The 24,132-nt window shown below is 54.6% G+C and carries 23 protein-coding genes; 15 read left to right on the plus strand and 8 right to left on the minus strand.

The window, feature by feature from the left end; genetic code table 11:
* The first annotated feature begins 13 nt into the window (after positions 1-13).
* From CTZ24_RS25785 to CTZ24_RS25810, 6 genes are all read left to right on the plus strand, one after another.
* Positions 14-832 carry a transporter substrate-binding domain-containing protein gene (locus tag CTZ24_RS25785; RefSeq protein ID WP_208727321.1) on the plus strand — a complete coding sequence of 273 codons (819 nt, stop codon included), beginning with the start codon at positions 14-16 and terminating at the stop codon, positions 830-832.
* A gap of 66 nt (positions 833-898) precedes the next feature.
* Positions 899-1,567 carry an amino acid ABC transporter permease gene (locus CTZ24_RS25790; protein ID WP_021185569.1) on the plus strand — a complete coding sequence of 223 codons (669 nt, stop codon included), beginning with the start codon at positions 899-901 and terminating at the stop codon, positions 1,565-1,567.
* Positions 1,567-2,256: an amino acid ABC transporter permease gene (locus CTZ24_RS25795; RefSeq protein WP_021185568.1), complete on the plus strand. Its 690-nt coding sequence runs from the start codon at positions 1,567-1,569 to the stop codon at positions 2,254-2,256. Before CTZ24_RS25790 ends, CTZ24_RS25795 begins: the two co-directional genes overlap by 1 nt.
* Positions 2,234-2,971 carry an amino acid ABC transporter ATP-binding protein gene (locus tag CTZ24_RS25800; RefSeq protein ID WP_013512794.1) on the plus strand — a complete coding sequence of 246 codons (738 nt, stop codon included), beginning with the start codon at positions 2,234-2,236 and terminating at the stop codon, positions 2,969-2,971. Before CTZ24_RS25795 ends, CTZ24_RS25800 begins: the two co-directional genes overlap by 23 nt.
* Before the next feature lie 58 nt (positions 2,972-3,029).
* Positions 3,030-4,211 carry a pyridoxal-phosphate-dependent aminotransferase family protein gene (locus tag CTZ24_RS25805; RefSeq protein ID WP_437180300.1) on the plus strand — a complete coding sequence of 394 codons (1,182 nt, stop codon included), beginning with the start codon at positions 3,030-3,032 and terminating at the stop codon, positions 4,209-4,211.
* Positions 4,212-4,408: 197 nt separating this feature from the next.
* Positions 4,409-5,707, plus strand: a complete 1,299-nt coding sequence (locus CTZ24_RS25810; protein WP_208727323.1) for an MFS transporter — start codon at positions 4,409-4,411, stop codon at positions 5,705-5,707.
* A 38-nt stretch (positions 5,708-5,745) separates the two neighbouring features.
* Here CTZ24_RS25810 and CTZ24_RS25815 read toward each other — a convergent pair whose 3' ends face one another.
* The 4 genes from CTZ24_RS25815 to CTZ24_RS25830 all read right to left on the minus strand — a co-directional run bounded on the left by CTZ24_RS25815 (position 5,746) and on the right by CTZ24_RS25830 (position 8,504).
* Positions 5,746-6,045 carry a helix-turn-helix domain-containing protein gene (locus tag CTZ24_RS25815; protein WP_208727324.1) on the minus strand — a complete coding sequence of 100 codons (300 nt, stop codon included), beginning with the start codon at positions 6,043-6,045 and terminating at the stop codon, positions 5,746-5,748.
* A complete protein-coding gene (locus tag CTZ24_RS25820) occupies positions 6,042-6,392 on the minus strand; it encodes a type II toxin-antitoxin system RelE/ParE family toxin (RefSeq protein WP_208727325.1) in 351 nt (116 codons plus the stop codon). Before CTZ24_RS25820 ends, CTZ24_RS25815 begins: the two co-directional genes overlap by 4 nt.
* 181 nt (positions 6,393-6,573) lie before the next feature.
* A complete protein-coding gene (otnK, locus tag CTZ24_RS25825) occupies positions 6,574-7,845 on the minus strand; it encodes a 3-oxo-tetronate kinase (RefSeq protein WP_208727326.1) in 1,272 nt (423 codons plus the stop codon).
* Positions 7,839-8,504, minus strand: coding sequence for an aspartate/glutamate racemase family protein (locus tag CTZ24_RS25830; protein ID WP_021185564.1), 666 nt, complete (start codon positions 8,502-8,504; stop codon positions 7,839-7,841). Before CTZ24_RS25830 ends, otnK begins: the two co-directional genes overlap by 7 nt.
* 206 nt (positions 8,505-8,710) lie before the next feature.
* Here CTZ24_RS25830 and CTZ24_RS25835 point away from each other — a divergent pair, with 206 nt between their 5' ends.
* Positions 8,711-9,958 (plus strand): alpha-hydroxy acid oxidase, encoded by a 1,248-nt coding sequence (locus CTZ24_RS25835; protein ID WP_208727327.1) that lies wholly within the window; start codon positions 8,711-8,713, stop codon positions 9,956-9,958.
* Positions 9,959-9,960: 2 nt separating this feature from the next.
* Positions 9,961-10,650: a molybdate ABC transporter substrate-binding protein gene (locus CTZ24_RS25840; protein WP_208727328.1), complete on the plus strand. Its 690-nt coding sequence runs from the start codon at positions 9,961-9,963 to the stop codon at positions 10,648-10,650.
* Here the strand turns inward: CTZ24_RS25840 and CTZ24_RS25845 are convergent.
* Complete coding sequence (locus CTZ24_RS25845) at positions 10,647-11,681, minus strand: LacI family DNA-binding transcriptional regulator (protein ID WP_021185561.1); 1,035 nt, start codon at positions 11,679-11,681, stop codon at positions 10,647-10,649. The two genes, CTZ24_RS25840 and CTZ24_RS25845, sit on opposite strands and share 4 nt — an antisense overlap.
* A gap of 265 nt (positions 11,682-11,946) precedes the next feature.
* Here CTZ24_RS25845 and CTZ24_RS25850 point away from each other — a divergent pair, with 265 nt between their 5' ends.
* The 7 genes from CTZ24_RS25850 (at position 11,947) to CTZ24_RS25880 (ending at position 19,568) form a co-directional block, all read left to right on the plus strand.
* Positions 11,947-13,254 carry an MFS transporter gene (locus CTZ24_RS25850; RefSeq protein ID WP_021185559.1) on the plus strand — a complete coding sequence of 436 codons (1,308 nt, stop codon included), beginning with the start codon at positions 11,947-11,949 and terminating at the stop codon, positions 13,252-13,254.
* A gap of 12 nt (positions 13,255-13,266) precedes the next feature.
* Positions 13,267-13,905 carry a 3-oxo-tetronate 4-phosphate decarboxylase gene (gene otnC, locus CTZ24_RS25855; protein ID WP_021185558.1) on the plus strand — a complete coding sequence of 213 codons (639 nt, stop codon included), beginning with the start codon at positions 13,267-13,269 and terminating at the stop codon, positions 13,903-13,905.
* Positions 13,906-13,942: 37 nt separating this feature from the next.
* Positions 13,943-15,091 (plus strand): lactonase family protein, encoded by a 1,149-nt coding sequence (locus tag CTZ24_RS25860; protein WP_208727329.1) that lies wholly within the window; start codon positions 13,943-13,945, stop codon positions 15,089-15,091.
* 81 nt (positions 15,092-15,172) lie between these two features.
* A complete protein-coding gene (locus tag CTZ24_RS25865) occupies positions 15,173-15,880 on the plus strand; it encodes a hypothetical protein (protein ID WP_021185556.1) in 708 nt (235 codons plus the stop codon).
* 118 nt (positions 15,881-15,998) lie between these two features.
* Positions 15,999-17,408, plus strand: coding sequence for a c-type cytochrome (locus CTZ24_RS25870; RefSeq protein WP_208727330.1), 1,410 nt, complete (start codon positions 15,999-16,001; stop codon positions 17,406-17,408).
* Entirely contained in the window at positions 17,398-17,928 is a 531-nt protein-coding gene (locus CTZ24_RS25875) for a sugar dehydrogenase complex small subunit (protein ID WP_208727331.1), read from the plus strand. Before CTZ24_RS25870 ends, CTZ24_RS25875 begins: the two co-directional genes overlap by 11 nt.
* Positions 17,925-19,568, plus strand: a complete 1,644-nt coding sequence (locus tag CTZ24_RS25880) for a GMC family oxidoreductase (protein WP_021185553.1) — start codon at positions 17,925-17,927, stop codon at positions 19,566-19,568. The genes CTZ24_RS25875 and CTZ24_RS25880 overlap by 4 nt, the downstream gene beginning before the upstream one ends.
* A gap of 146 nt (positions 19,569-19,714) precedes the next feature.
* Here the strand turns inward: CTZ24_RS25880 and CTZ24_RS25885 are convergent, their stop codons facing one another.
* From CTZ24_RS25885 to CTZ24_RS25895, 3 genes are read right to left on the minus strand one after another with little or no spacing between them, the layout of a single operon-like run.
* On the minus strand, positions 19,715-20,557 hold the full coding sequence (locus CTZ24_RS25885) for a PRD domain-containing protein (RefSeq protein WP_208727332.1): 843 nt from the start codon (positions 20,555-20,557) through the stop codon (positions 19,715-19,717).
* Positions 20,558-20,560: 3 nt separating this feature from the next.
* Positions 20,561-21,985, minus strand: a complete 1,425-nt coding sequence (locus CTZ24_RS25890; RefSeq protein ID WP_208727333.1) for a glycoside hydrolase family 1 protein — start codon at positions 21,983-21,985, stop codon at positions 20,561-20,563.
* A complete protein-coding gene (locus tag CTZ24_RS25895; RefSeq protein WP_208727353.1) occupies positions 21,982-23,850 on the minus strand; it encodes a beta-glucoside-specific PTS transporter subunit IIABC in 1,869 nt (622 codons plus the stop codon). The genes CTZ24_RS25890 and CTZ24_RS25895 overlap by 4 nt, the downstream gene beginning before the upstream one ends.
* Positions 23,851-24,132 lie beyond the last annotated feature (282 nt).

Genomic DNA, 24,132 nt, shown 5'->3' on the forward strand with positions numbered 1-24,132 from the left:
CGGGAGTTAAATAATGAGTAAAATTAGTATGTTAGGAAAGCTGGTTATCGCAGGCTGTATCGCCAGTTCGCTGTTGGGTGCCGCAACGGCCAACGCCAGATCGCTGGATGAGATCATGAAATCGAAAACGCTGATCGTCGGTGTGAACCCGAATCTTCCACCGCTCGGGGTGTATGACGATAAAAATCAGATCTCTGGTTTTGATGCGACAGTGGCGAAGAAAATTGCCGATTCTATGGGCGTGAAACTGGAGCTGGTGGCGGTGGGTTCGAATGACCGCGTGCCGTTTATCATGTCGGACAAAATTGATGCGGTGATGGGCGGAATGACCCGTAACGACGATCGCATGAAGGTGGTGGATTTCACCGATCCGGTTAACACCGAAGTGCTGGGCATCCTCACCACTGATAAAAAACCGTACAAAAAATGGCAGGACCTGAATGACCCGTCAGTAAAACTGGTGCAGGTGCGCGGCACCACGCCAATCAAATATATTCAGGACAACATTCCCAAAGCTCAGCTGTTGATCCTCGATAACTACCCGGATGCGGTGCGCGCCATTGCGCAGGGCCGCGCTGATGCGCTGATCGACGTGCTCGATTTCATGCTGGATTACACCAAAAAATATCCTACCAAGTGGCATGTGGTGGATGACCCGATCGAAGTGGATTACGACTGTATCGCCGTCAGCAAAGGCAACACCGCGCTGCGTGAGAAGTTAAATACCGAGATCGCCGCGCTGCATAAATCAGGCTTTATCGGCAGCAGCTGGAAGAAATGGTTTGGTCACGCCATGTTGCATGACCCAACTGCCTCGCCGACGAAATACTGAGTTTCGTTCTGATTTAATCGGGCGCCCGCAGTTTGGGGCGCTCTTTAGCGATTGAGCGTTGTTCTGATGAACCTGAATTTTTTCCCCATTCTTGATCAACTGCCTTACCTGTTAGGCGGCGCCTGGATCAGCCTGCAACTGGCGGTGCTGGCGTTCGCCTTCGGTATGGTGATTGCGATGATCTGTACCAGCATCCTGCGCTATGGCCCTAAACTGGCCGGTAAGTTTATTAACGCCTATGTGGTTTTTGCCACCAACACGCCGCAACTGGTGCAGATCTACTTTCTGTTTTTTGCTCTGCCGGAAGTGGGTATTTTGCTGTCGCCGTTCACCGCAGTGCTGATCGGTGCCACCTTCAATGCCGGGGCTTATTTATGTGAAATCCAGCGAGCGGGCTTTGATTCGGTCCGTCGCATGGAAATTGAAGCGGCAGAAGTGCTCGGCTTCTCCCGTGTGCAGATTATCCGTTACGTCATCCTGCCGCATGTCATCAAGGTGATGTTCCGACCGCTCTCCAACCAGTTCATTGTGATGACGCTGGGGACGTCAATGGCCTCGATGTTTGGTGTCGAAGAACTTACTGGCCGTACCTATAACCTCAGCTCACAAACCTATTTGTCAGTGGAATCTTTCTCCGTCGCTGCCGTGATTTATATCGTGATCACCATTGTCGCCACCTTTGCCCTGGCGATTATGGGGCGGTTTCTTTTCCGTGCCAGAACAGGGGTATTTTGATGAGCTACTTCGACTGGTCGGAAATTACCGGGTTGTTCTCGTACTACAATCTGTTGTTGTTATTGCAGGGGTTAGGCATCACGCTGGCACTGTCGGCGTTTGGCTGCCTGATTGGTTTTCTGGCGGGCTTTGTACTGGCGGTGACCATCAATACCAAAGCGGCGATCCTGTCACCGCTGCGTGGCGTGGTCCATGTGTATTTCTTTATTTTCCGGCGCATCCCGTTCCTGGTGACGTTATTTCTGGTGTTTTTTATCAGCCAGTATTCCGGCCTGCGCTTCTCCACCTTTACCGTGGCGCTGATCAGCGTGTGTATTATCGCTGCCGCCTATCTTGGCGAGATCATCCGCAGTGGGCTGGAATCGGTACACCATAACCAGTGGGAAGCGGCGGTGACGCTGAACTTTTCCTATTTGCAGACGCTGCGCTACGTGATCATTCCGCAGTCCCTGACGGTGGTGATTCCGCCAACCTTTAGCTTCTTCGTTATGTATATCAAAGACACGACGCTGGCTTCGCAGATTGGCGTGATGGAACTGACCTCCGCCAGCAAAATCCTGTCGGATAAAGGCTACTCGGCCACGCTGGTCTATGCCGTCGTCCTTATGCTGTATTTCATTGTGTCTTATCCGTTATCGCGTCTCGGTAAGCGTCTGGAGAGAAAAATTGCCACAGCTCGACATCATTAATTTAAAAGCCGCCTATAACGACCAACCGGTACTGGAGAACGTCACTTTATCGGTGGAGAAAGGCGATATCGTCAGCCTGATCGGGCCGTCCGGCTCCGGCAAAAGTACCCTGTTGCGAGTGCTGATGGGTTTACTGCTGCCGAAAGAGGGACAGGTTCTGCTGGAAAATAACGCGGTGGATTACGCCAATAAAGGCGAGTTGCGCCAGCTGCGTGAATCTATCGCCATCGTATTTCAGCAGTACAACCTGTTCCAGAATATGACGGTACTGGAAAACGTGATGATTACGCCCACCAAAATTAAAGGCTGGCCAAAGCAGCAGGTGGAGCAGGACGCGCGCCGTTTACTGGAACGGGTCGGGTTGTCACATCGTATCAATGCGTATCCGGACCAACTCTCCGGCGGTCAACAACAGCGCGTTGCCATTGCCCGCGCGCTGGCGCTGAAGCCCACCATCCTGTTGCTGGATGAGGTGACGGCGGCGCTCGACCCCGAGATGGTGAACGAAGTGCTGGATACCATTCGCGAACTGGCCTCAGAAGGGATCACGATGTTTATCGTTTCCCATGAGATGAGTTTTGTTCGTGAGGTGTCATCAAAGGTGGTGTTTATGGCCGATGGTCAGGTGGTGGAAACCGGCTCGCCACAGCAGGTGTTCGACGCGCCCACTCACGAACGCACGCGGCAGTTTGTCAGCAAAATTTTACGTCACTAAGGAAGATGTTTTGAACAAGCCTGTTTTTAGCCAGCTCAATCCCCCGCAACGCCTGTTAATGGGGCCTGGCCCGATCAATGCCGACCCACGCGTGTTGCGCGCCATGTCAGCACCCCTTATCGGACAATACGATCCAGCAATGACGGCGTATATGAACGAAGTGATGATGCTGTACCGCTCGGTATTCCGCACCAGCAACGACTGGACGTTGCTGGTGGATGGCACATCGCGTGCCGGGATTGAAGCGATTCTGGTTTCAGCCATCCGGCCTGGGGATAAAGTGCTGGTGCCGGTGTTTGGTCGTTTTGGTCATTTATTGTGTGAAATCGCCCGTCGTTGCCAGGCGGAAGTTCACACCATCGAAACCCCGTGGGGCACGGTGTTTACCCCCGATCAAATCGAAGAGGCGATCAAACGGGTGCGGCCGACCATGCTGTTAACCGTACACGGTGATACCTCCACCACCATGCGTCAGCCGCTGGAAGAGTTAGGCGCAATTTGTCGGCGATATGGTGTGCTGTTTTATACCGATGCCACCGCGACTCTCGGTGGCAATCCGCTCGAAACCGATGCATGGGGTTTGGATGCGGTTTCAGCCGGAATGCAAAAGTGTCTGGGCGGTTCAGCCGGTACCTCGCCCATTACCCTGAGTGAACAGATGGCAGACTCGATCACCCGTCGACGTCATGTGGAAGAGGGGATCCGCGATAACCGTCATCAGGACGGTGACGAACCCATTATCTCGTCCAACTATTTTGATTTGGCGATGATCATGGATTACTGGGGCAGCGAACGCCTGAACCACCACACTGAGGCGACCTCGGCGCTGTATGGTGCCCGTGAGTGCGCACGATTGATTGTGCAGGAAGGTGTGGAAGCCGGTATCGCCAGACACCAACTGCATGGCGCTGCATTGCGTGCCGGGGTTGAAGCGATGGGGCTGGAGGTGTTCGGCGACCCACGGCATAAGATGAATAACGTGCTGGGCATTAACATTCCTGACGGGCTGCATGATCAGCAAATCCGTGAATGCATGCTTAACGATTTTGGTATCGAAATCGGCACCTCTTTTGGCCCGTTAAAAGGCAAGATGTGGCGTATCGGCACTATGGGCTACAACGCGCGCAAAGACTGCGTGTTGCAAACCCTGGCGGCGCTGGAAGCCACGCTTAATCGTTATGGTTTTAAAACGGTGCAAGGGGCAGGGATGGAAGCCGCGTGGAATAGCTACGCTAACTGATCATAGCGGCGCACTTTATTGCGCATCTTTTTCAGCGCGATAAATCGCGCCGCTACAGATGCGGTGCGTTCTGGCGTTCAGCAAAATTCGTAAGCATAGCTGGCGGGTATCGTCTATCTTTACCCGTTGTTACTTAAGCTGTTTACTGATGAGGTCTCTATGCCGGGTTCTGCTTTACCATCCTCACTGAGCATCTTATGAGAAAAGTGCTCAACGCTTTTCTTCCGTTATATGTCACGACATTGCTGATGTTGCTCGGTTCTGGTTTGCTCACGACCTATGTGTCATTGCGCCTGGCGCATGAGCAAGTGAACGGCACGCTGATTGGCGCTATCACCGCGGCTAACTATGTCGGGCTGGTGATTGGCGGCAAAGTCGGACACAACCTGATTGCCCGCGTCGGGCACATCCGCAGCTATGTCGCCTGCGCCGGAATCGTGACCGCCTCCGTGCTGGGTCACGGGTTGACGGACATGATCCCGATATGGGTATTTTTACGCCTGATCATCGGTTTGTGCATGATGTGCCAATATATGGTGCTGGAGAGTTGGCTGAACGATCAGGCGGAATCCTCCCAGCGCGGCACGATTTTTGGTTTGTACATGGTAGCGACCTATCTGGGTCTGAGTGGCGGCCAGGTGATCCTCGCGATGCAGGATGGCTTTGGCATCAGCACCTTGTTGATTGTCGCGCTGTGCTTTGCGCTCTGTCTGGTGCCGATTGCCCTGACCACGCGAACCAATGCGCGTGCGATGTCTCCAGCCCCGATGGAGTTGGGTTATTTTCTCCGCACCATCCCGCGTTTACTGGCCACCACGCTGGTGAGCGGGATGGCGCTCGGTGCGTTTTATGGCTTAGCGCCGGTCTATGCCAGCCGTCAGGGTTTCAGCACCGAACAAACCGGTTTGTTTATGAGTGTCAGCATTTTCGCCGGGCTGGTGACTCAGTTCCCGCTCAGTTGGTTATCGGATCGCTTTGACCGCCAGCGGCTGCTGTTTTTTGTCGCGTTGTTGTATGGCCTGGGCGCGCTGACATTGGGTTTGCCCTGGACTCTCTCGTTCCAGATGTTGTTGGTGATCGCGTTTTTCGTCAGCATGATGCAGTTTGGACTTTATCCGCTTCAGGTGGCACTGGCGAATGATCAGGTGATGCCGGAAAGGCGCGTCTCCCTGAGCGCCTGTCTTTTGATGGCGTTCGGCATCGGGGCCAGCATTGGTCCGCTGGTGGTGGGGGCGCTGATGCAACCCTTCGGCAGCCATGTGCTGTACCTGGCGTTTACCTTGTGCGCATTGCTGATCGCCCTGATGAATCGCCCGGTCAAAGCCCTGCCATTGCCCACCACCGAAGTCCCTTTGCCGCATGTGGTGATGCCGGATAGTCTGGCGACTTCTCCGATTGGTGCCGCGCTGAACCCGACGCTGGAGGAAGACGCGATTCAGGCGACGATGGTGAATGAGGAACCGTTTGAGGCGGAAACCGCAGAGCGAAACGGATAATCCCGCCAGCAGGGCGCTTGCCCTGCTTGATAGGGTTGTTAAATATGGAAGGCAACCCGTTTGCCGGTGGGTAATTCCACATCCAGGCTGAGTTTTCCGCCCATGGCTTCGATATAGCGTTTTAAGGTGGCGATTTTGAGATCATTGCCACGTTGTTCCAACTGCGTTACCGCTGGCTGGCTTATTCCCATCGCTTCAGCAACACTTTTTTGAGAGAGCTGTAACTCGTCACGTATCATCTGGAGTCCCGTCTCCAGGATCAACTCATCAGCCATTTCTTTGATTCGCGCCTGGCTATCCGGAGAGCGGGCGGCCAACACTTCATCTAACGTTCTCATTGGTTATCCTCCATTCTTGCCAGATGGACCGAAAATTCATCATCCGCGATACGGACCATTCGTTCATAAAATTTTTTGTCATTACTTTTATCACCTGCACACAGCAAAATGGCTCTTCTTACCGGGTCAAACGCAAAGAATGCACGTACGGGACGTCCTGAATATTGAACCCTCAGTTCCTTCATATTCTTATGCATGGAGCCATTTACTGTGTCTGCATATGGACGTGAGAGTGAAGGTCCATATGTTTGCAGATTGACCAAGTCTGCGAGGATCTTTTCCTGTAATCCATTTTCCTGATCATGAAGCCAGTCATCAAAACGTTGGCTAAAAAGTATAGTCCACATACCAATTCCCTATAAGCTGTGGCTTATAGTTAAAACTATATAAGCTAAAGATTATTATTTCAATAGACATTGAATGGTAAGTGAGGGGGCTGTTTCTTGGGAGCAATAGATGTGGGGGATTCGGGGACAAATCATAAGAACAGCGCGATAAGTCGCGCTGTTAGCGGCCAGGGAGATGGAATTACCCTGCCAGTACCTTTAACGCATGAGCGAAGAAATCTCTCCGGCCAAAATTTCCTGATTTCAGGGCCAGCGCCAGCGGTGCTTCCGGTTGTGCGAACAGCGCCGGAACGCCGGGGTCAATCTCCTCGCCAACCTGCAACGATCCCAGATTTAGCGCGCTCACCACCGCGCCGGAGGTTTCTCCGCCGCCGACCACCAGACGTTTAATACCCGCTTCGTACACCAGTTTGCGCGCCGCATCGCCAAACAGTTTATCGAGCTGGCGGGAGATATTATGCTGACCAAACTGTTGCTGTGCCTGCTGCACGCTGTCGGGATCGCCGGAAGAGTACACCAGCGGACATTCCTGCTGGTGTGCCAGGATAAATTTCACCACATCATCGGCACTGACGCGTTCATTCATCACATCGGTGATATCCAGCGCCAGCACCGCGTGGTGTTTTTGATGCTCCTCGATCTGCCCGCGTGTGGCACCGGAACAACTGCCGACCAGAATGGCGGTCGCGCCGCTGACGGCCGGGTTGTTACTCCGATGGCCCAGTGCCTGCCCGGCCTTGATAAAGTTATGTGGCAATGCCCGGGCAATGCCGGAGCCGCCGCTGATCAATTTAAGCCCCGCCGCAGCGATACCAATAATTGTCAGGTCATGATCGCTCAGGGCATCCACCACCACCAACTGTGCGGAGTCATTATCCTGGGTTTCCAGTCGCTCACGCAGCCCCTCGCTGCCTTCCACCACCTGTTGCCAGCGAATATGGCTGACAGGGGTATGGGACTGGCGTGCCAACAGGCGGCGAATATCGGCATCCTTCATTGGCGTTAAGGGATGGTGCTCCATACCGGATTCATTTAGCGGTCGATCGTGAACAAACAGATTACCCTGATACAGGGTGCGACCCATCGCCGGGAACGCCGGGCAGACAATCACGCGCTTTGCCTGCAAACGTGCTGTTAGCGCATCGAGCACTGGCCCGATATTCCCCTCATCGGTGGAATCAAAGGTCGAGCAATATTTAAACACAATCTGGCTACACCCCTGCGCCAGCAGCCATTCGCAGGCCGCCAACGACTGCGCGACCGCTTCTGACGCAGGCAGCGAGCGGGATTTCAGGGCAATCACACCGGCTTCGACTTCCGCATGCGCAGGTTGTTGTGGCACGCCGAGATATTGCGTGGTACGCAAGCCACCTTCGCCGGGTAAGCCTTGTGACAGTGTCACCGCGATATCACTGGCTCCGGTAAAATCATCTGCGATAACGCCAATCAACATGATGATGCTCCTGTGGCTGCCTTCATTTTCTGCACCGCCGCATGCGGGGCCGTCAGCACCGGGATATCGACACGCGCACGCACCGCATCTGCGGCGCGAGAGGTGGAAAAGTGCGCCAGCATGATCACATCACAATGACTGAGTTGTGGCGCATATTCGGCGACCAGCCGGTTGTGGGTGTCGACATCCCCTTTACGTAACCGATCGATGGCGTCCGGCACCAGGACGGTTTCCAGCCGGGCACCAGATCCGATTTGCGCCGCATACTGATCGAATTCGGCGCACATGGTCACCAGTGACGGGCCGAAGGTCGCTAACATGCCGATGGTTTGGCCCTGCTGCAATGCGGCTTCGAACATCGCTTCGTTGGGTTTTAACACCGGCACCGGCACGGCGGCTGCCAGTTCATCAATCGCCGGACCGAATGCGGAGCAGGTGACCAGAATACCCCGGGCATCCATGCTGTAGCCGTAACGACCAAAAGCCACAAAGCGATCCGTCAATCGACGCGACAGTTGCTCCTCTTTGGCGCGGTCAATGGTCAGCCCGTCATCCAGCAGATTGACTACCTCAGCCTCGGGCCATAAGTCGTTAAAAGCTTCCTGAATCGGGGTCATCGCCACCGGGGTAGCGTGCAATAAAACAATGCGTTGGTTCATGGTTATCTCCGTCAGCAGCGACGATCAAAGTGGACTACAGCACACCATACTTAATCCGGGTTGAAAATGTAAGGGCTTACATTTCTGTTCATATGGTGACGGCGATCACACAAAAAAACTGCGCGTCTGTCAGGATATAAACAGGATAGCCTCGTAATAACCCCTGATTTGAAATCGCTTACTTTCCATAAAATTGAGAACGCACTATGACAACTCGTGGAGACACCACCGCTATTAACATCGCCGTGACGCCAGAAGTGCAGGTTCGTCCCGCTAATACCGTACCGCGCCATTTTCGCGATCTGCTGGCGCTGGACGACTTCGAACGTCATGCACGCAAGCGCTTACCAAATATGATTTTTCAGTACGTAAAAGGCGGAGTGGAGACCGGCAGAGGCATCGCCGCAGCCTATGAGGCTTATCAGCAGTATGTGTTTGTGCCGCGCATGTTTCGCGACGTGTCCGGGCGTGATCAGCACGTCAGCCTGCTGGGGCATAACTGGTCCCATCCTTTCGGTGTCGCCCCGCTGGGTGGCGCGTCTTTTGTCAGCTACCGTGCCGACCTGATGCTGGCAAAAGCGGCCAGAGCGATGAACGTGCCGATGATACTCAGCGCATCGTCACTGATTCCACTGGAGGAGGTGATTGCTGCTAATCCCGATGCCTGGTTTCAGGCCTACCTGGCGGGCGATCAACCGCGTATTGACCGTCTGGTCGAGCGTGTTGAACGCGCCGGGTATAAAACGCTGGTGGTCACCGGTGATACGCCGATGCTTGGCAATCGCGAACACAACACCCGCAGCGGCTTCAGCATGCCAATCAAAATCACGCCGAAAGTGATGTGGCAAAGCGCCCTGAGTCCGCGCTGGCTGCTCGGCACCGTAGCACAAACCTTCCTGCGCCACGGTGCCCCGCATTTTGAAAACACCGATGCGGAACGCGGACCGCCGATGATGTCGAACAAAGTGCGTAACACCAACGCGCGTGACAAGTTGAGCTGGAAACACGTTGAGGCCATCCGTAAGAAGTGGAAAGGCAACCTGGTGATCAAAGGGCTGATGTCACCGGAGGACGCCTTTATCGCCCGTGATTTAGGCGCGGATGCGGTCATCCTCTCCAACCACGGTGGACGCCAGCTTGATCACACCGTGCCGCCGTTGCATACCTTGCCTGAAATCGCCGCGGCGAAAGGGAATATGAAGGTGATAATCGATAGCGGCATTCGTCGTGGTACCGATGTGATGAAAGCGATGGCATTGGGTGCCGACTTTGTGTTTCTTGGCCGTCCGTTTCTGTACGGTTCGGTGATTGGCGCCCAGGCAGGCATCGAGCATGCCATGCATATCCTGCGTGATGAGATTGATCGCGATATGGCGCTGATTGGTGTCACCAAACCCGACCAACTGGATGCCGCGTTGTTGCGCCGTGCTCCGCTGTTTGCCCGCGAGGGATAATAATGACGTTACCTATTTATAGCGCGCTCGCCCTGAGCGCACCGTTCAACACGCTGATTGATGTTTGGCAGTCGGCACACCCGGATACGCCGCTGGCAATATGCTGGCATCCCAGTACCGTTATCGAGCAACAGCTGAACCAGGGGGCGGAAGCGGATGTGGTGATCGCCACGGTGGACACCGTCGATCGCCTGATTGACAAAGGGATTGCCGATGGCAGCAGCCGCATTGAAGTGGTTGACTCTCCGATTGGTGTGGCGGTGCTGGCCGGTGCCGTAGCGCCGGATATCAGCAACCTTGACCGACTGATTGCCAGCCTGCTGGCGGCGCGTTCTGTGGCCTGGTCGGAAGCGGGGGCCAGCGGCGTCTGGTTCTCGCGGTTGTTAAAGCAACTCAATATCGATGAGCCGCTACGTGCGCGCGGTACGGTGATCCCGGCCGGGTTTACCGCTGAGCAACTGGTTAACGGCAACGCAGATCTCGCGGTGCAACAAATCAGCGAACTGCTGATGGTGGAAGGGATTGACGTGGTGGGTCCGCTGCCGCCGGAAGCACAGCAACCGATCTCGCTGTCGGCGGCGGTGCTGACGTGTGCGCAACAGCCAGAACGGGCCAGTGCCTTTCTGGCCTGGCTGAAAACGTCTGCGGTGACAGACATCTTCAACCAGTTTGGTATGCAACGCCGCGATTAGCGTTCCTGACGGGGCACAGAACCGCTGCTGCCCCGAACAATCAATTCAGTCTTAATCAGCGTGTGTTGCGGGGCAGGCAGGTTATTGAGCGTATTCAACAGATAATGCGCGGCATGTTCACCAATTGAAGCCAGATCTACGCGCATGGTGGTCAGTGGATGTTCCAGGTGCTCGGCATACTCATAGTCATTGAAACCGACGATGGAGATGTCGCCGGGAATGCGCAGATAACGCTCGCTGGCGGCGCGCATGGCACCGAATGCCAGCAAATCGTTACCACAAATGATGGCAGTGGGCGGCTCCGGCCCGTCCAGCAGGCGGAACACCGCTTTGCGTGCGTCGTTCATGGTGAAAGCGTTATCGACAAGATGGCTATCCGCCAATGTCAGCCCCTGCTGTTGTAGCGCCCGTCGTGTCCCCTTCAGGCGATCCGAAACACGATCGTTTGACGGCGGCGTACCGACAATCACCGCAAATCGCTGATGCCCCAGTTCCAGCAAATGTCTGGCAATGGTTTCTGCTGCACCTTCGCTGTCATAGCCGACGCAGGGCTTCTCGCTGTCATGGGAGAAGGTCTGGATACAGGCAATTTCTTGCTGACTGATGCGCTCCCACAGGCGTGGATGGTGGGTGTTGCCCACCAGCATCAGACCGTCGATGCCGTATTCAATCAGCTTGTTCACCTCTTTCAACTCGGTGTCCGGGTCGAAATTGGAGTTCGCCAGCAACAACGTATAACCCGCATCATGGATTAACTGCTGAAACGCCGCCAGCGCGCGGGAGAAGGTTTCCGTCGCTAATGTTGGCACCACGGCACCAATGGTCATGCTGCGTCGCGAGGCGAGGGTGCGCGCTGCGCGGTTAATCACATAGCCGAGCTCTTCACAGGCTTTTTCCACCGCGGCGCGGCGCGCCGCTTTAACGGTAGTGCTGCCGTTCAACACGCGAGAAACAGTGGCCGTTGACACGCCAGAAAGGCGGGCAACATCTTCCAGTGATACGCGGCCGGATCCATTTTGTTTTTCACTCATCAAGTCACTCCTGCTGAAAGAGTGAGCTTGTCCACAAAATTCGCAGACAACTCACCATCAATTTTGAAAGCGCTTACTTTTGGCTTGACTGTATTTTGTAATCGCTTACTTTTTACATCATGTTATCAGGTCGGGGATGCCTGCTCACGTTTTTTTAACAGTTTCATGATGTCTGTCCCCGATTTTTAACGACACCGGCGGCGGCTGCACGCGTGATGCGGCTAAACCTCCTGTAACCCATAAATAAATCATAAAGGAATTCACCATGCGCAGATATCCACGAATTCGCTGGCTGATGATCGTGTTCTGCTTTTTCGCCATCGCTATCAATTACATCGATCGTATTAACCTGGCGATCGCTGCTCCGCATATCAAAGCCGACCTGGGCATCGACGACACCAGCATGGGGCTGATCCTCGGCGCTTTCTTCTGGACTTACGCCCTGATGCAGATCCCGGCCGGTCGCCTGATTGACCGCCTGGGGGCGCGTGCCGGACTGGCGCTGGCCGTGGGTTGGTGGTCGCTGTTTACCGTATTCACCGCGTTTGGCAAAGGCTTTGCCTCGATTTTTGCCGCTCGCCTGGCATTAGGCATCGGTGAAGCGGGGGGAAACCCGGGTTGTGTCAAAGTGGTGTACAGCTGGTTTGCCAAAAAGCAACGCGCCACCGCCAGTGGCATCTTTGATGCTGGCCCGCGCGCCGGCAGCGCGATCGCGCTGCCACTGGTGGCGTGGTTAATCAGTACCTGGGACTGGGAAACCTCTTTCGTGGTGACCGGGGCGTTAGGTTTGGTTTGGGTGGCTATCTGGTTGCTGTTTTATCGCGAGCCGGAAGAGATGAAAGGGCTGGATGAAACTGAACGGCAGAATTTGCTGGAAGATCGCGCCGTGCCTGCGACGCAGAACAACGGCAAGATCGAGATGTGGTCGCTGTTCCGCCATCGCAATGTGTGGGGCATGATGATTGGCTTCTTCTGCATGAACTTCGCCACCTATTTCTTTGTCACCTGGTTCCCGACCTATCTGACTATGGCGCATGGCTTCTCGCTGAAAGAGCTGGGTACCTTGGGGGCCATTCCGGCGCTGATGGGGATCCCCGGCAGCTTACTGGGCGGGGTGGTATCTGATGCGCTGTACCGTAAGGGGTTTAGTCTGACGGCGGCGCGCAAAACCTGCCTGATCACCGGGATGTTGCTTTCCAGTGTGATCGCATTCGCTGCATTTACCGACAGCATCACCGTGATCCTGACGCTGTTCTCCATTACCTATGCGGGCCTGGCCTTTACCGCCGCCAACATCTGGACGTTGCCAGCAGACGTGGCACCCGCCAGCAACTATGTCGCTACCCTCGGCGGTATTCAGAACTTCGCCGGTAATCTCGCCGGGATTGTCACCGCCTCGTTTACCGGCGTGATGCTTACCCTGAGCCACGGCTCGTTTGTTGTGCCGTTACTGGTGGCCGGCGGTATCTGCGTACTGGGCGCGCTGACCTTTATGTTTGTGCTTGGCAAACTGGAACCCCTTCCCATCAACACCCAAAGTGAATCGCCTGTCGTTGCCACGGCGAGCGAGTGAGGAGAAAAAACTATGCAAAATGAACAGTCGTTACGCGAAGAGATATGCCGGGTAGGGGAAGATCTGTTTACCCGCGGCTACACCACCGGCACCGCAGGCAATATCAGCGCTCGCCTGGAAGATGGCTGGTTGATCACGCCGACGGATGCCTGTTTAGGCCATCTGGAGCCGGCGCGTATCGCCAAAGTTAACCGCGACGGCGAGTGGGTTTCCGGTGATAAGCCCTCGAAAACGTTGCTGCTGCATCGCCAGATTTATGACCGCAATCCCGATGCGCACGGCGTAGTACATACCCATTCAACCCATTTGGTGCAACTGACGCTGGCGGGGGTCTGGCAGCGCGACAGCATTCTGCCGCCGTTGACGCCGTACCAGGTGATGAAAGTTGGCCGTATCCCGCTGATCGACTATCGCCGTCCAGGCCACGCCGAGGTGGCTGAGCAGGTTGCCGGTTTGGCTAACGAGGTGCGCGGCGTGATGCTGGAACGTCTGGGGCCGGTGATATGGGGCACATCGGTCTCAACGGCCAGCTTCGCATTGGAGGAGTTGGAGGAAACCGCGCGTTTATGGCTGAACTGCACAACGAAGCCAACGGCCTTACCGGAACAGGCGGTGCTGGAACTGTGCGAGCATTTCAACACCCGTTGGTAACTCAATCTCTGAACCCTACAATAAGTGACGATAAAAAATGAAAAAGAGAATCATGGCCGCAGGAATGATGTTATTTGCTTCCACTGTGATGGCACAGGAAAAGGCGTATGTGTATGTTTCGAATGGCGACAGCGGGACAGTGACCGCCTATACGCTGGATAAAGCACAGCGTCAACTTAAGCCGCTTGGGGAATATCCCACCGGTTTGAAAAGCATGCCAATGGCCGTTTCCAGCGATAAAAAAACGCTTTACGTGTCGGTACGCAGCCAGCCTTATCACGTCTCGGCCTGGCATATTCAGGCGGATGGCACCCTGAGTCACTTTGCGGATACACCATTGCCGGAAGCGATGGCGTATCTGGCGCTGGATAAGAGCGGCCGTTTTCTGCTCTCCTCTTCCTATGGTGGTGATCTGTTCAGCGTCAATCGCATCGCCAGCGACGGCAAAGTGGAAAGCGCACCGGTACAGGTGGTGCATACCGGTAAGCGTGCGCATTCGATTCAAACCGATCCCAGCAACCAGTTCCTGTTTGTTCCGTTACTCGGTGCTGATCAATTGTTGCAATACCGCTTCGACAGCCACAGCGGCAAGGTGACGCCCAATACCCCGTCGTTTGTGAATATTCAGCGTGAAGCGGCTACCGGTCCTCGCCATTTTGTCTTCGCGCCGCAACGCGATGAGCAGGGCGCGCAAAACATGTATTTGCTGACTGAGATGGCCGGCAATATCTCGCGTCTGACGCTAAATCAGGACGGTACCATGACCGAACATGAAGCGACGCCATCACTCGATCCGGCCATTGCCCGCAATATGCAACGTGGTGAGGCGCGTCCACTGACCGGTGATGATGATTTACCGAAGTCAGCCAAGCCGCGTTTGTGGCAGGCGGACATTCATATCACCCCGAACGGTCGTTTTCTCTATTCCACCGAACGCACCAGCAGCAATATCACGGCTTTTCGTGTTTCTCCGGTTGATGGGCGACTGACGTTAATTAACAGCACCAAAACCGAAACCCAACCACGCGGTTTTGCTATTGATAATTCGGGTCGTTATTTGATCGAGTCAGGGCAAAAATCAACCCAGGTGGCGTTGTATTCAATTGACCAAAATACCGGCAAGCTTTCATTAATTGAACGCGTGCCAACCGGGAAAGGTGCAAATTGGGTCACCATTGTTGAGTAAATATCAATCACCATCATCATGTTACATTATTCATTCAGCCTGAATTTGAATGATATTTATGCGTTAAATAAAGGAGTTGTCATGCCTAAAATTCGTCATGCGTTGCTGAACGCCTTATTATCCTCTGCGATTGTGGCTGGTAGTGTGCAAGCCAGTGCGGCGGAAAAAGTGGTGGCAACGGATCTGGAACCGCTGCATCACGTTATTCTGGAAAATAAGTATGTCACAGTGATGCGGGTGCTAATCCAGCCCGGACATTCCACGCTGTATCACGAACAACATCTGGATTACGTTAATACTCATATTGAAGGCAGCCCGGTGAAAATCGAATATCCGGACAAACCAGCCAACAACACCGAAATGAAAACCGGCAATGTGAAGTTCGGGGAACATCAGGGGAAATCTGATACCGATAAAGTCACCAACACCGGCAATAACGTTAATCATCAGGTGGCGTTTGAAATCAATATTCCGGGACCGCAACATTTTGGCGGCGCCACCCGCCCGTCAAACGAGGCCTTCCAGCAGGTGCTGGATAAGAAAACCGTAAAAGGCTGGAAAGTGACCCTTAAACCGGGTGAAAGCACCGGCGAATATACCCAGCATGGGCCGGGAGTGCGGGTGTTCTTCACAGAAGGGCGGGTGTTGTTAGCCGACCCTACCCATGTAAACCGGGTAAAAGAAGTGTGGGTTCATCCCGGCGATGCGTTTTTGACCGAACCTGGCAAAGTTGATATCACGGCGGCCAGTGGTGAAAATATTGTTTTCAATGATTACGAACTGTTATAGCACCGTTTGTATTTTGTATAGATTTACAATCTGTTAACCTTGCGCATCTGTGGCATTGCTACAGATGTGCATTTCTTATTTTAATAACACTAATAATTATTTACCGGAAGCAATTACCATGAAGGCAAGAAAGGTGAGACAGAGTTGTCTGCCTTTCGCGTTGAGCATTCTGATGTCTGCGACATTTTCAGCCCATGCTGAAAATGCGACAGACTCTGCATCGCTTATTGCGAAAGGCAAGTATCTGGCTATTGCAGCAGACTGTGGGGCCTGCCATACCGCACCTGATCACGGTGCAGCAATGTCGGGGGGGTATATTATCTCTTCGCCACTCGGAAATATCGTTTCCAGCAATATCACCCCATCGAAAACAGCGGGAATTGGCGATTATACCGAACAGGATTTTGCCAGAGCCGTCAGAGAGGGGATTAATAAACAGGGGCAGCATCTTTATCCGGCGATGCCCTACACCTCGTATGCGAAAATTACCGATAGCGATATTCACGCCTTGTACGCGTATTTTATGCACGGCGTGAAAGCTGACGATAATGTACCGGCACCAACAAATTTGCCATTCCCGTTTAATATCCGTTCAAGTATGTTCTTCTGGAATATGTTATTCGAGGATGCCAAACCTTTTACGCCTGCTGCCGATAAATCCGCTGAAATTAATCGCGGTGATTACCTGGTGAATGCGCTGGCGCACTGCGATACCTGCCATACGCCACGTAATGCGTTGATGGGACAAAATAACGATCAGGCCTTAAGTGGCGGCAGTCTCGGTAGCTGGTATGCGCCGAATATCACGCCGGATAAACAAGCCGGTATTGGTAACTGGAGCGATGCAGAGATCGCGCAGTACCTGAAAACCGGTCATGTGGCGGGCAAAGCTCAGGCCGCAGGCCCGATGGCCGAAGCGGTTGAACACAGCCTGCAATATCTGTCTGATGAGGATATCCAGGCGATGGTGGCTTATCTGCGTCAGGTTCCGGCGGTGAGTCAGCCGGTCAGTCAGGCGCGCGATAATATCGGCCAACCGGCAACCAGTGAAGCACTGCAACGCGCCGTGAAAGATCCGGATGCGGGCTGGAAAGTCTACAGCAGCACCTGCGCCAATTGCCATCAGGCGGATGGTTCCGGCAACACTATCTATCCCTCGCTGTTCCATAACACCACCACCGGTGCCGCTCAGGCTGACAATTTAATCGCCACTATCGTTTATGGGGTTCATCGTCAGGTCGACGGCAAAGATATTGATATGCCAGGTTTCGGCCCGGATGCGCTGTTTACCGATCGTCTGACCGATCAGCAAATCGCGGATGTCAGCAACTACGTGTTGAAAAACTTTGGCAACGCCGAGCTGAACGTGACGGCCGATCAGGTGAAAACCGTGCGTGAAGGTGGTGAACGACCATTGATTGCGCGTCTGGCCCAGCCCGCAGTCTGGGGCGGTGCAGTCATCGTGGTGATTCTTCTGCTGGTGCTGTTAGTTTCACTTTCGCGCAGGGGGAAAAAACATGGCGCATAACAACTCTACCGCCATCTCCCGTCGCCGACTGCTGCAAGGGATGGGCATCCTGTCTCTCGGCGCGATGTGCAATTCACTGTTTCCGGCGCGAGCGCTGGCGGCAGATCAGTTGGCTGATTCGGGGTTTCTTCAGGTGTCGCAATTTCTCGTCAGCCGTCCGTGCGGTCCGTTGCTGGGGCAACGCTATTACGACGCACTGACGCGTCATGATGCGCAGTTCAGTCAGAAGCTCAGTAGCCTGAAGACATTGTTGCAACAGCGTAATTTTTCTCATGTTGATGAATTCCTGGCGGCCTTCACCGCGGACAACAGCGACTGGCAAACCGCCAAAACCCTCATTTCTGCCTGGTACACCGGCGTAGTGGGTAGCGGCAGCGATCTGGAGTTGATCGCCTATGCCGATGCCATGATGTACCTGCCCACCAAAGATATCCTCGTGGTGCCGACCTACGGCGGCGGGCCGTTCTATTGGGCAGTGACACAAAAAGGTCAGGTGGCAACAACAGGAGAACACGCATGAGTGCACAAAAAGTCGATGCTGATGTGATCATCATCGGGTCAGGAGTGATGGGTGGCCTGATCGCGACCCAAATGGCGAAGGCCGGTAAATCGGTGATCATCCTTGAGGCAGGACCGCGGGTGTCACGTCAGGAGATCGTCGAGCGCTTCCGTAACTCACCGTTCAAAATGTCACTGACTAACATTAAATTACAGGGCGTGGGTTCACCCTATCCGAACCCGCCGCATATCCCCTCGACCTACGGTGATTATTTGCAACAGGTGGGGCCGGTGAAGTATCCGACGAAATACCTGCGCGTGGTCGGCGGCACTACCTGGCACTTCGGTTCTGCGCTTTGGCGCATGATCCCGAATGATTTCAAGCTCAACAGCCTGTATGGCCGGGGCCGTGACTGGCCGTTTGGTTACGATGAGCTGGAGCCGTGGTATGGCAAAGCGGAGCATGAGCTGGGCGTTTCCGGCGTGGATGGTCAGGATGAGAGTGGACAGGGCGGAAAAGCCTGGCCGCCACGCTCCACCCCGTTCCCAATGCCAGGTCTGCCGACCAGTTACCTGTTTGACCGCCTCAGCGACCTGCTCGGTAAAGGGGGCTACAACCCGGTGCTGGAGCCGAACGGTCGTGCGACCAAACCGTGGGGCAAACGCCCGATGTGCGCCGGTAACAACAACTGCAATCCGGTGTGCCCGATTGCTGCCAAGTACGATGGCTCGATGCATATCGATGAAGCCGAGCGTCTCGGCGCAAAGCTGCTGGATAACGCGGTGGTGTACCGCATTGAAGCGGCGGATGACGGTAAGATCACCGGCGTCTGGTATAAGAAGCCGGATGGCTCCGAACATCATCTGACGGCGAACTACTTTGTGTTGGCGGCTTACGGTATTGAATCGCCAAAACTGCTGTTGATGTCGACGTCAGAGAAGTACCCCAACGGCATTGCTAACTCTTCTGACCAGGTCGGGCGCAATTTGATGGGACACACCGGCATCAGCATGAATGTGATGATGTCGGAAGATGTGTGGCCGGGTCAGGGCCCAACCGAACTGCTGGTCTATCTGAACAATCGTGATGGCGCGTTCCGCAAGGATTTCCCCAGCTACAAGATCAAGGTGCGTAATACGGTGCCGACCGCCGATTATGCCGCGTCGCTGATCGCAAAAGGGGTGTTGGGTTCAAAACTTGACGCGGAGATTCGACGTCAGTCGGCACGTTCACTTAACTTCGCCATCGATTTTGAGACCCTGCCGCTGCCGGAAAACCGCGTGACGCCGAGCAAAACCAAAAAGGATGCGATTGGGATTCCGCTGCCGGAAATTTATTACAGCGTGACCGATTATTGGCATGCCGGTAAGGATGAGGGTATTAAGGATTTCCACAAGTTTGCCGAGCTGCTCAACGCGGAAATTTTGTCGATTGATACCAAGTATCAGGACAGGCAGCACATCATGGGCACCACCATTATGGGCGATGATCCGAAGAATTCGGTGGTGGACAGCAACTGCCGTACCCACGATCACCCCAATATGTGGATTGCGGGCACCAGCGTGATGCCTTCGGCATCCTGCATGAACCCGACACTGACTGGCGCAGCGCTGAGCTTACGCCTGGCGGACCATATGCTGAAGTCGATGCAGGTGAGTTGATATAGCTTAAGACTGAGCACCTGCCTGGCCAGGAGGTGCTCAACAATTCTTAACGAATTTATGGGTTTTATATAAGCCATTAAATCGGTTAATGAATCATAGGGGAATCAAAATACTTTTCTGTGTAATGCTCCAACCTTCCTCAATTAATCCGCCGGTGCCTCTGCAATCCTCACCAGATGGACGATCAGCCACAGCAGCTCATCATCGGTCATCTCAACCTCCAGCATTTTCTTCACATAATCATTAATCACCAGCGCACAGCGGTGCATACGCGGGTGCTGGCGGATGATTTGTGGCAGCAATGCATTGCCCTGGCTGTGGTTGAGCTGCCCGGCGAACATCCGCTGGATAAAGAACTGCATATGGATCAAAAAGCGTGAGTAATTCAGCGAAGAGGTGTCGATAGTGATCCAGGCGTGGTACTGAATGATATTGAAGATATCTTTCAGCATGCGCATCGCCAGCAATGTCTGGCTGGTGTCGCTGTGCTCCGACTGACCATTTACCAGATGAAAAGCGATGTTGCCCGCCTCTTCGGGGGGCAATTCAAGCTGGAACTGACTGTTGAGTCGCGCGACCACCTGCTGTGCGAGGTTAAATTCGGCTGGCCAGAAACGTTGTACCTCAAACAATACGCGGTTTTGCAGCATGATCCCTTTGCGGCTGCGCTCCACTGCGAACATCAGGTGGTCGGTCAGGGTAAAAAAGATTTGCGGACGCAGCGGATGGCTCAGTTCCTGCTGCGCCATCTGCATCACCAGCGCGGTCATCTGGAAAATCTCTTCCGGCATGGCGGCGAAGGCGTTCAGATACTCCGCGCCGGGCAGATTTTCCTGCACCATAAACAACTTTTCGACCTTCTCGCGCGGGATCAGGTCACCAACATGGCTGTTAAAACCAATGCCTTTACCCATCACGATGGCTTCTTTACCTTCGCCATCCTCGATCAGCACCAGGCTGTTGTTCAGGACTTTAATGACCTTCATCTGCTAACGGGTGTCCTGTAATTGGTGTCCGTTACTGGCGATCACCTGCTGGTACCAGTAAAAACTGCGTTTGGGTATGCGCCGTAGATCGTTCAGCGTCTGCTCGTGGCGATTAACATAAATGAAACCATAGCGTTTCGCATAGCCCTGATGGGTACTAACCACATCAATCGCTGACCACGGGAAATAACCGATGACCTCAACGCCGTCGGCCAGCGCCAGTTGAATTTGCTCAATATGCTGACGCAGAAAATCGATGCGGTAGCCATCATCGACTGTGCCGTCGGCAGCCAGGGTGTCAGGCGCACCGATGCCGTTTTCGGTGATCATCACCGGCAGGCCATAGCGTTCGCAGACCTTGCGCAGCGTTAAACGTAATCCAACCGGATCAATCACCCAGCCATACGGGGTTTTGGCGGTATAAGGATTCTCCTCTGGCCGGTACACGCCGGGTTCACCTAACATAATCTGCTGATCGCCGGCGCGCGGCGCAACATCGGAGGCATCACCGCGGCTGGCGGCGATGGTGGCGGTGGAGTAGTAATTGATGGCGACAAAATCCGGGCGTGCCGCCGCCAGTTGCGCGGTATCCTGCGGCAGCATCTGTGGCGCAAGGCCACGATCCTGCAAATAACGCAGAGCGAGGGCGTTATAGCGGCCATGTACCGCGACATCGAGAAAGCTCCAGCAACGCAGCGTTTCCCAGTTGTGCGCGGCGATGGCGTCCTCCGGGCGACAGGTGGCGGCGTACATTGAGGTGGTGTTGATCGCCGGGCCGATTTTCGCCTCGGGCAGTCGTTGATGACAGCGCTGCATCACCTGTGCCTGCGCCACCAACATATGATGGCTTTGCTGATAGAGTGATTTTTTATCCGGTAACTCGCGCCCCGGCGGTGTGCCAATGGCGCCGGGATGCAGAATCATGGTGTTCTGCTCATTAATCGTCAGCCAGAAACGCACCTTGTTGCCTAACGCAAGGAACAGCACATCGGCATAGCGCACAAAGGCGTCGATGGTGTGACGATTCAGCCAGCCGCCTTTCTGCTCGAGCGCCCAGGGCAGGTCGAAATGGTACAGCGTGACGATCGGTTCAATGCCGTGCGCGCACAGTGTATCCACCAGGCGACGATAAAAATTCAGGCCCTCCTGATTAACGTTACCATCGCCGTCGGGGATCACCCGCGACCAGGCAATGGAGAAGCGGTAGGCTTTCAGGCCAAGCTGGGCGAACAACGCCACATCGCTTTCCATACGTTGATAATGGTCGCTGGCGACGGTGAAATCCGCTTTGCCCGCCGGATGGGTCAGCATATCCACCACCGACGGGCCTTTGCCGTCACTGTCCCAACTGCCTTCCACCTGATAAGCCGAGGTAGAGGCACCCCACAGAAAACCGTCAGGAAACGCGGCTTGTGTCTGATAAATCATGCGGCCTGCTCCCTGAGACTGAGTTCCATAATCGGCTGGCCGAAATCGACCGGTGCGGCAGGGGCTGTGGTGACGGCATATTCATCGCTGTTAATGATCACCACCGGCGTGATCAGGTCATAACCGGCGGCTGCAATCGCTGCCAGATCGAAACGCACCAGCTCATCCCCCGCCTGAACTTCATCGCCCACCTGTAGGGACGAACTGAAATGCTGACCGCCCAGCGCCACGGTATCCAGACCGATATGCACCAACACTTCCATACCATCGTGGCTCATCAGGCCTACGGCATGGCAGGAGGGCAGGAAGGTCATCACTTTGCCGCTCACCGGAGCGCGCAACACACCTTCCTCGGGACGGATCGCCACGCCCTGGCCCAGCAGGCCGTGGGAGAACACATCATCTTTGACTTCAGCTAATGGCACCATCTCGCCGCGCAACGGGCTGATGATGGTGCCGGGCTTCAGGTTTACCGGTGCCGGTGCGGCTTTGAGGGGCTGAGTGTCGCCATCAGGGATATCGTCAAAACCCAGTATCCAGGTGAGGGCGAAGGTGACCACGATCGCAATCACACAGGTGATCAAGGCATGAACGATGTTCATCGGGTTAGCCCCAATAAAGGCAGGCAGCGCGGCCAGTCCGGGGGAGACGAACGCATAACGGACCAGGCCACTTAACCCGGCATAGATACCGGCACAGCCGCCACCAATCATCGCCGCGATCAGCGGTCGTTTTAACTTAAGGGTCACGCCATACAGCGAAGGTTCGGTAATGCCCAGCAACGCGGTGAAGCCAGCGGAAGACGCGAGCTGACGCAGGTTTTTGTTGCGGGTTTTCAGCGCTACGCAAAGGGTCGCTGCGCCTTGCGCGATGTTAGAAGCCAGCATGCCGGGGCCGTTAATCATTTCAAAACCGTTCTTGCTCAGTTGACCGGTGGCGATTGGCGTCATCGCCCAGGCGGTGCCGGTAATCACCAGGAACGGTTGCAAGCCACCCATCAGCATCGGGATCAGCCAACTGGCATGACGGTCAATAATCACCGCGCCGGAGGCAACGACATCATTCAGCCAGATGCCCAGCGGGCCGACCACCACCAGCGCCAGCGGTGCGGTGACCAGCAGGATAATCATCGGTTTGACGAAAAACTTGATGATTGACGGTGAGACACGTTCAGCAAAACGTTCGATGTACGACATCAACCAGACGGTAAGGATGATGGGCAGTACCGAACCGGCATAATCCGCCAGCTGGAACGGCAAACCGAGGAAATCCACCGGCTTGCCGCTGGCGAGCATTTTACCCAGATCCGGATGCAGCAGCGCGCCGGCAATGGTCATCGCCAGAATCGCGTTACATTCGAATTTCAATGCCGCGCCATAGGCAAGCAGCACCGGCAGGAAGAAAAACGCTGCGTCGGAGATGATATTCAGCAACTGCCACGTTGGGCTGCTCTCGTTCATCACGCCGGTGAGTTTGCAGATCGCCAGCAGCGCTTTAATCATCCCGGCCCCGGTAATCGCCGGGATCACCGGGGTGAAGGTGGTGGAGATCACGCTGATGATTTGAGAAACGATACCGCCACGCTCTTGTTTGGCCTGGGGCGTGGTCGTGGGTTTGTTGCCGCTGGTGGCTTTTTCCAGTACGCGGAATACCCGTTGTACATCGTTACCCACCACAATCTGGAACTGTCCACCGCGTTCCACCACGCTGATCACGCCGGGTAATTTTTCAATCTGCTCGCTGTTGACCGCAGCACGATCGTTGAACTCCATCCGCAGTCGGGTGGCACAGTGTGTCAGGGTACGGATGTTATCGCCTCCGTTGACCAGACGCAGGATTTCATCAGCTAACTCGTTATGACTCATCATTTTCCCTTTTCGTTAAGGCAAAAAAAAAGACCAAAACAAAAATGCACTCCAGAAAAGACTGGAGCTGGCATTTTTATTTTGGTCTTGCCTGCCGAAGCAGTAGCACGCCGCAATAAAACGTATGTGGATGTTGCGGCGGGAGTATTCAGCACGCTCTGCAACATTGGCAATTACTAATAATAAAAATTGTGAAGCTGCGCAATTATTTCTCAGCGCATCGGACAGGAGATCACCGAGAAATCATCTTCATCTATATGAAAATATGATAATTCAGACGGG

Source organism: Pantoea phytobeneficialis, from assembly GCF_009728735.1.
Classification (GTDB): domain Bacteria; phylum Pseudomonadota; class Gammaproteobacteria; order Enterobacterales; family Enterobacteriaceae; genus Pantoea; species Pantoea phytobeneficialis.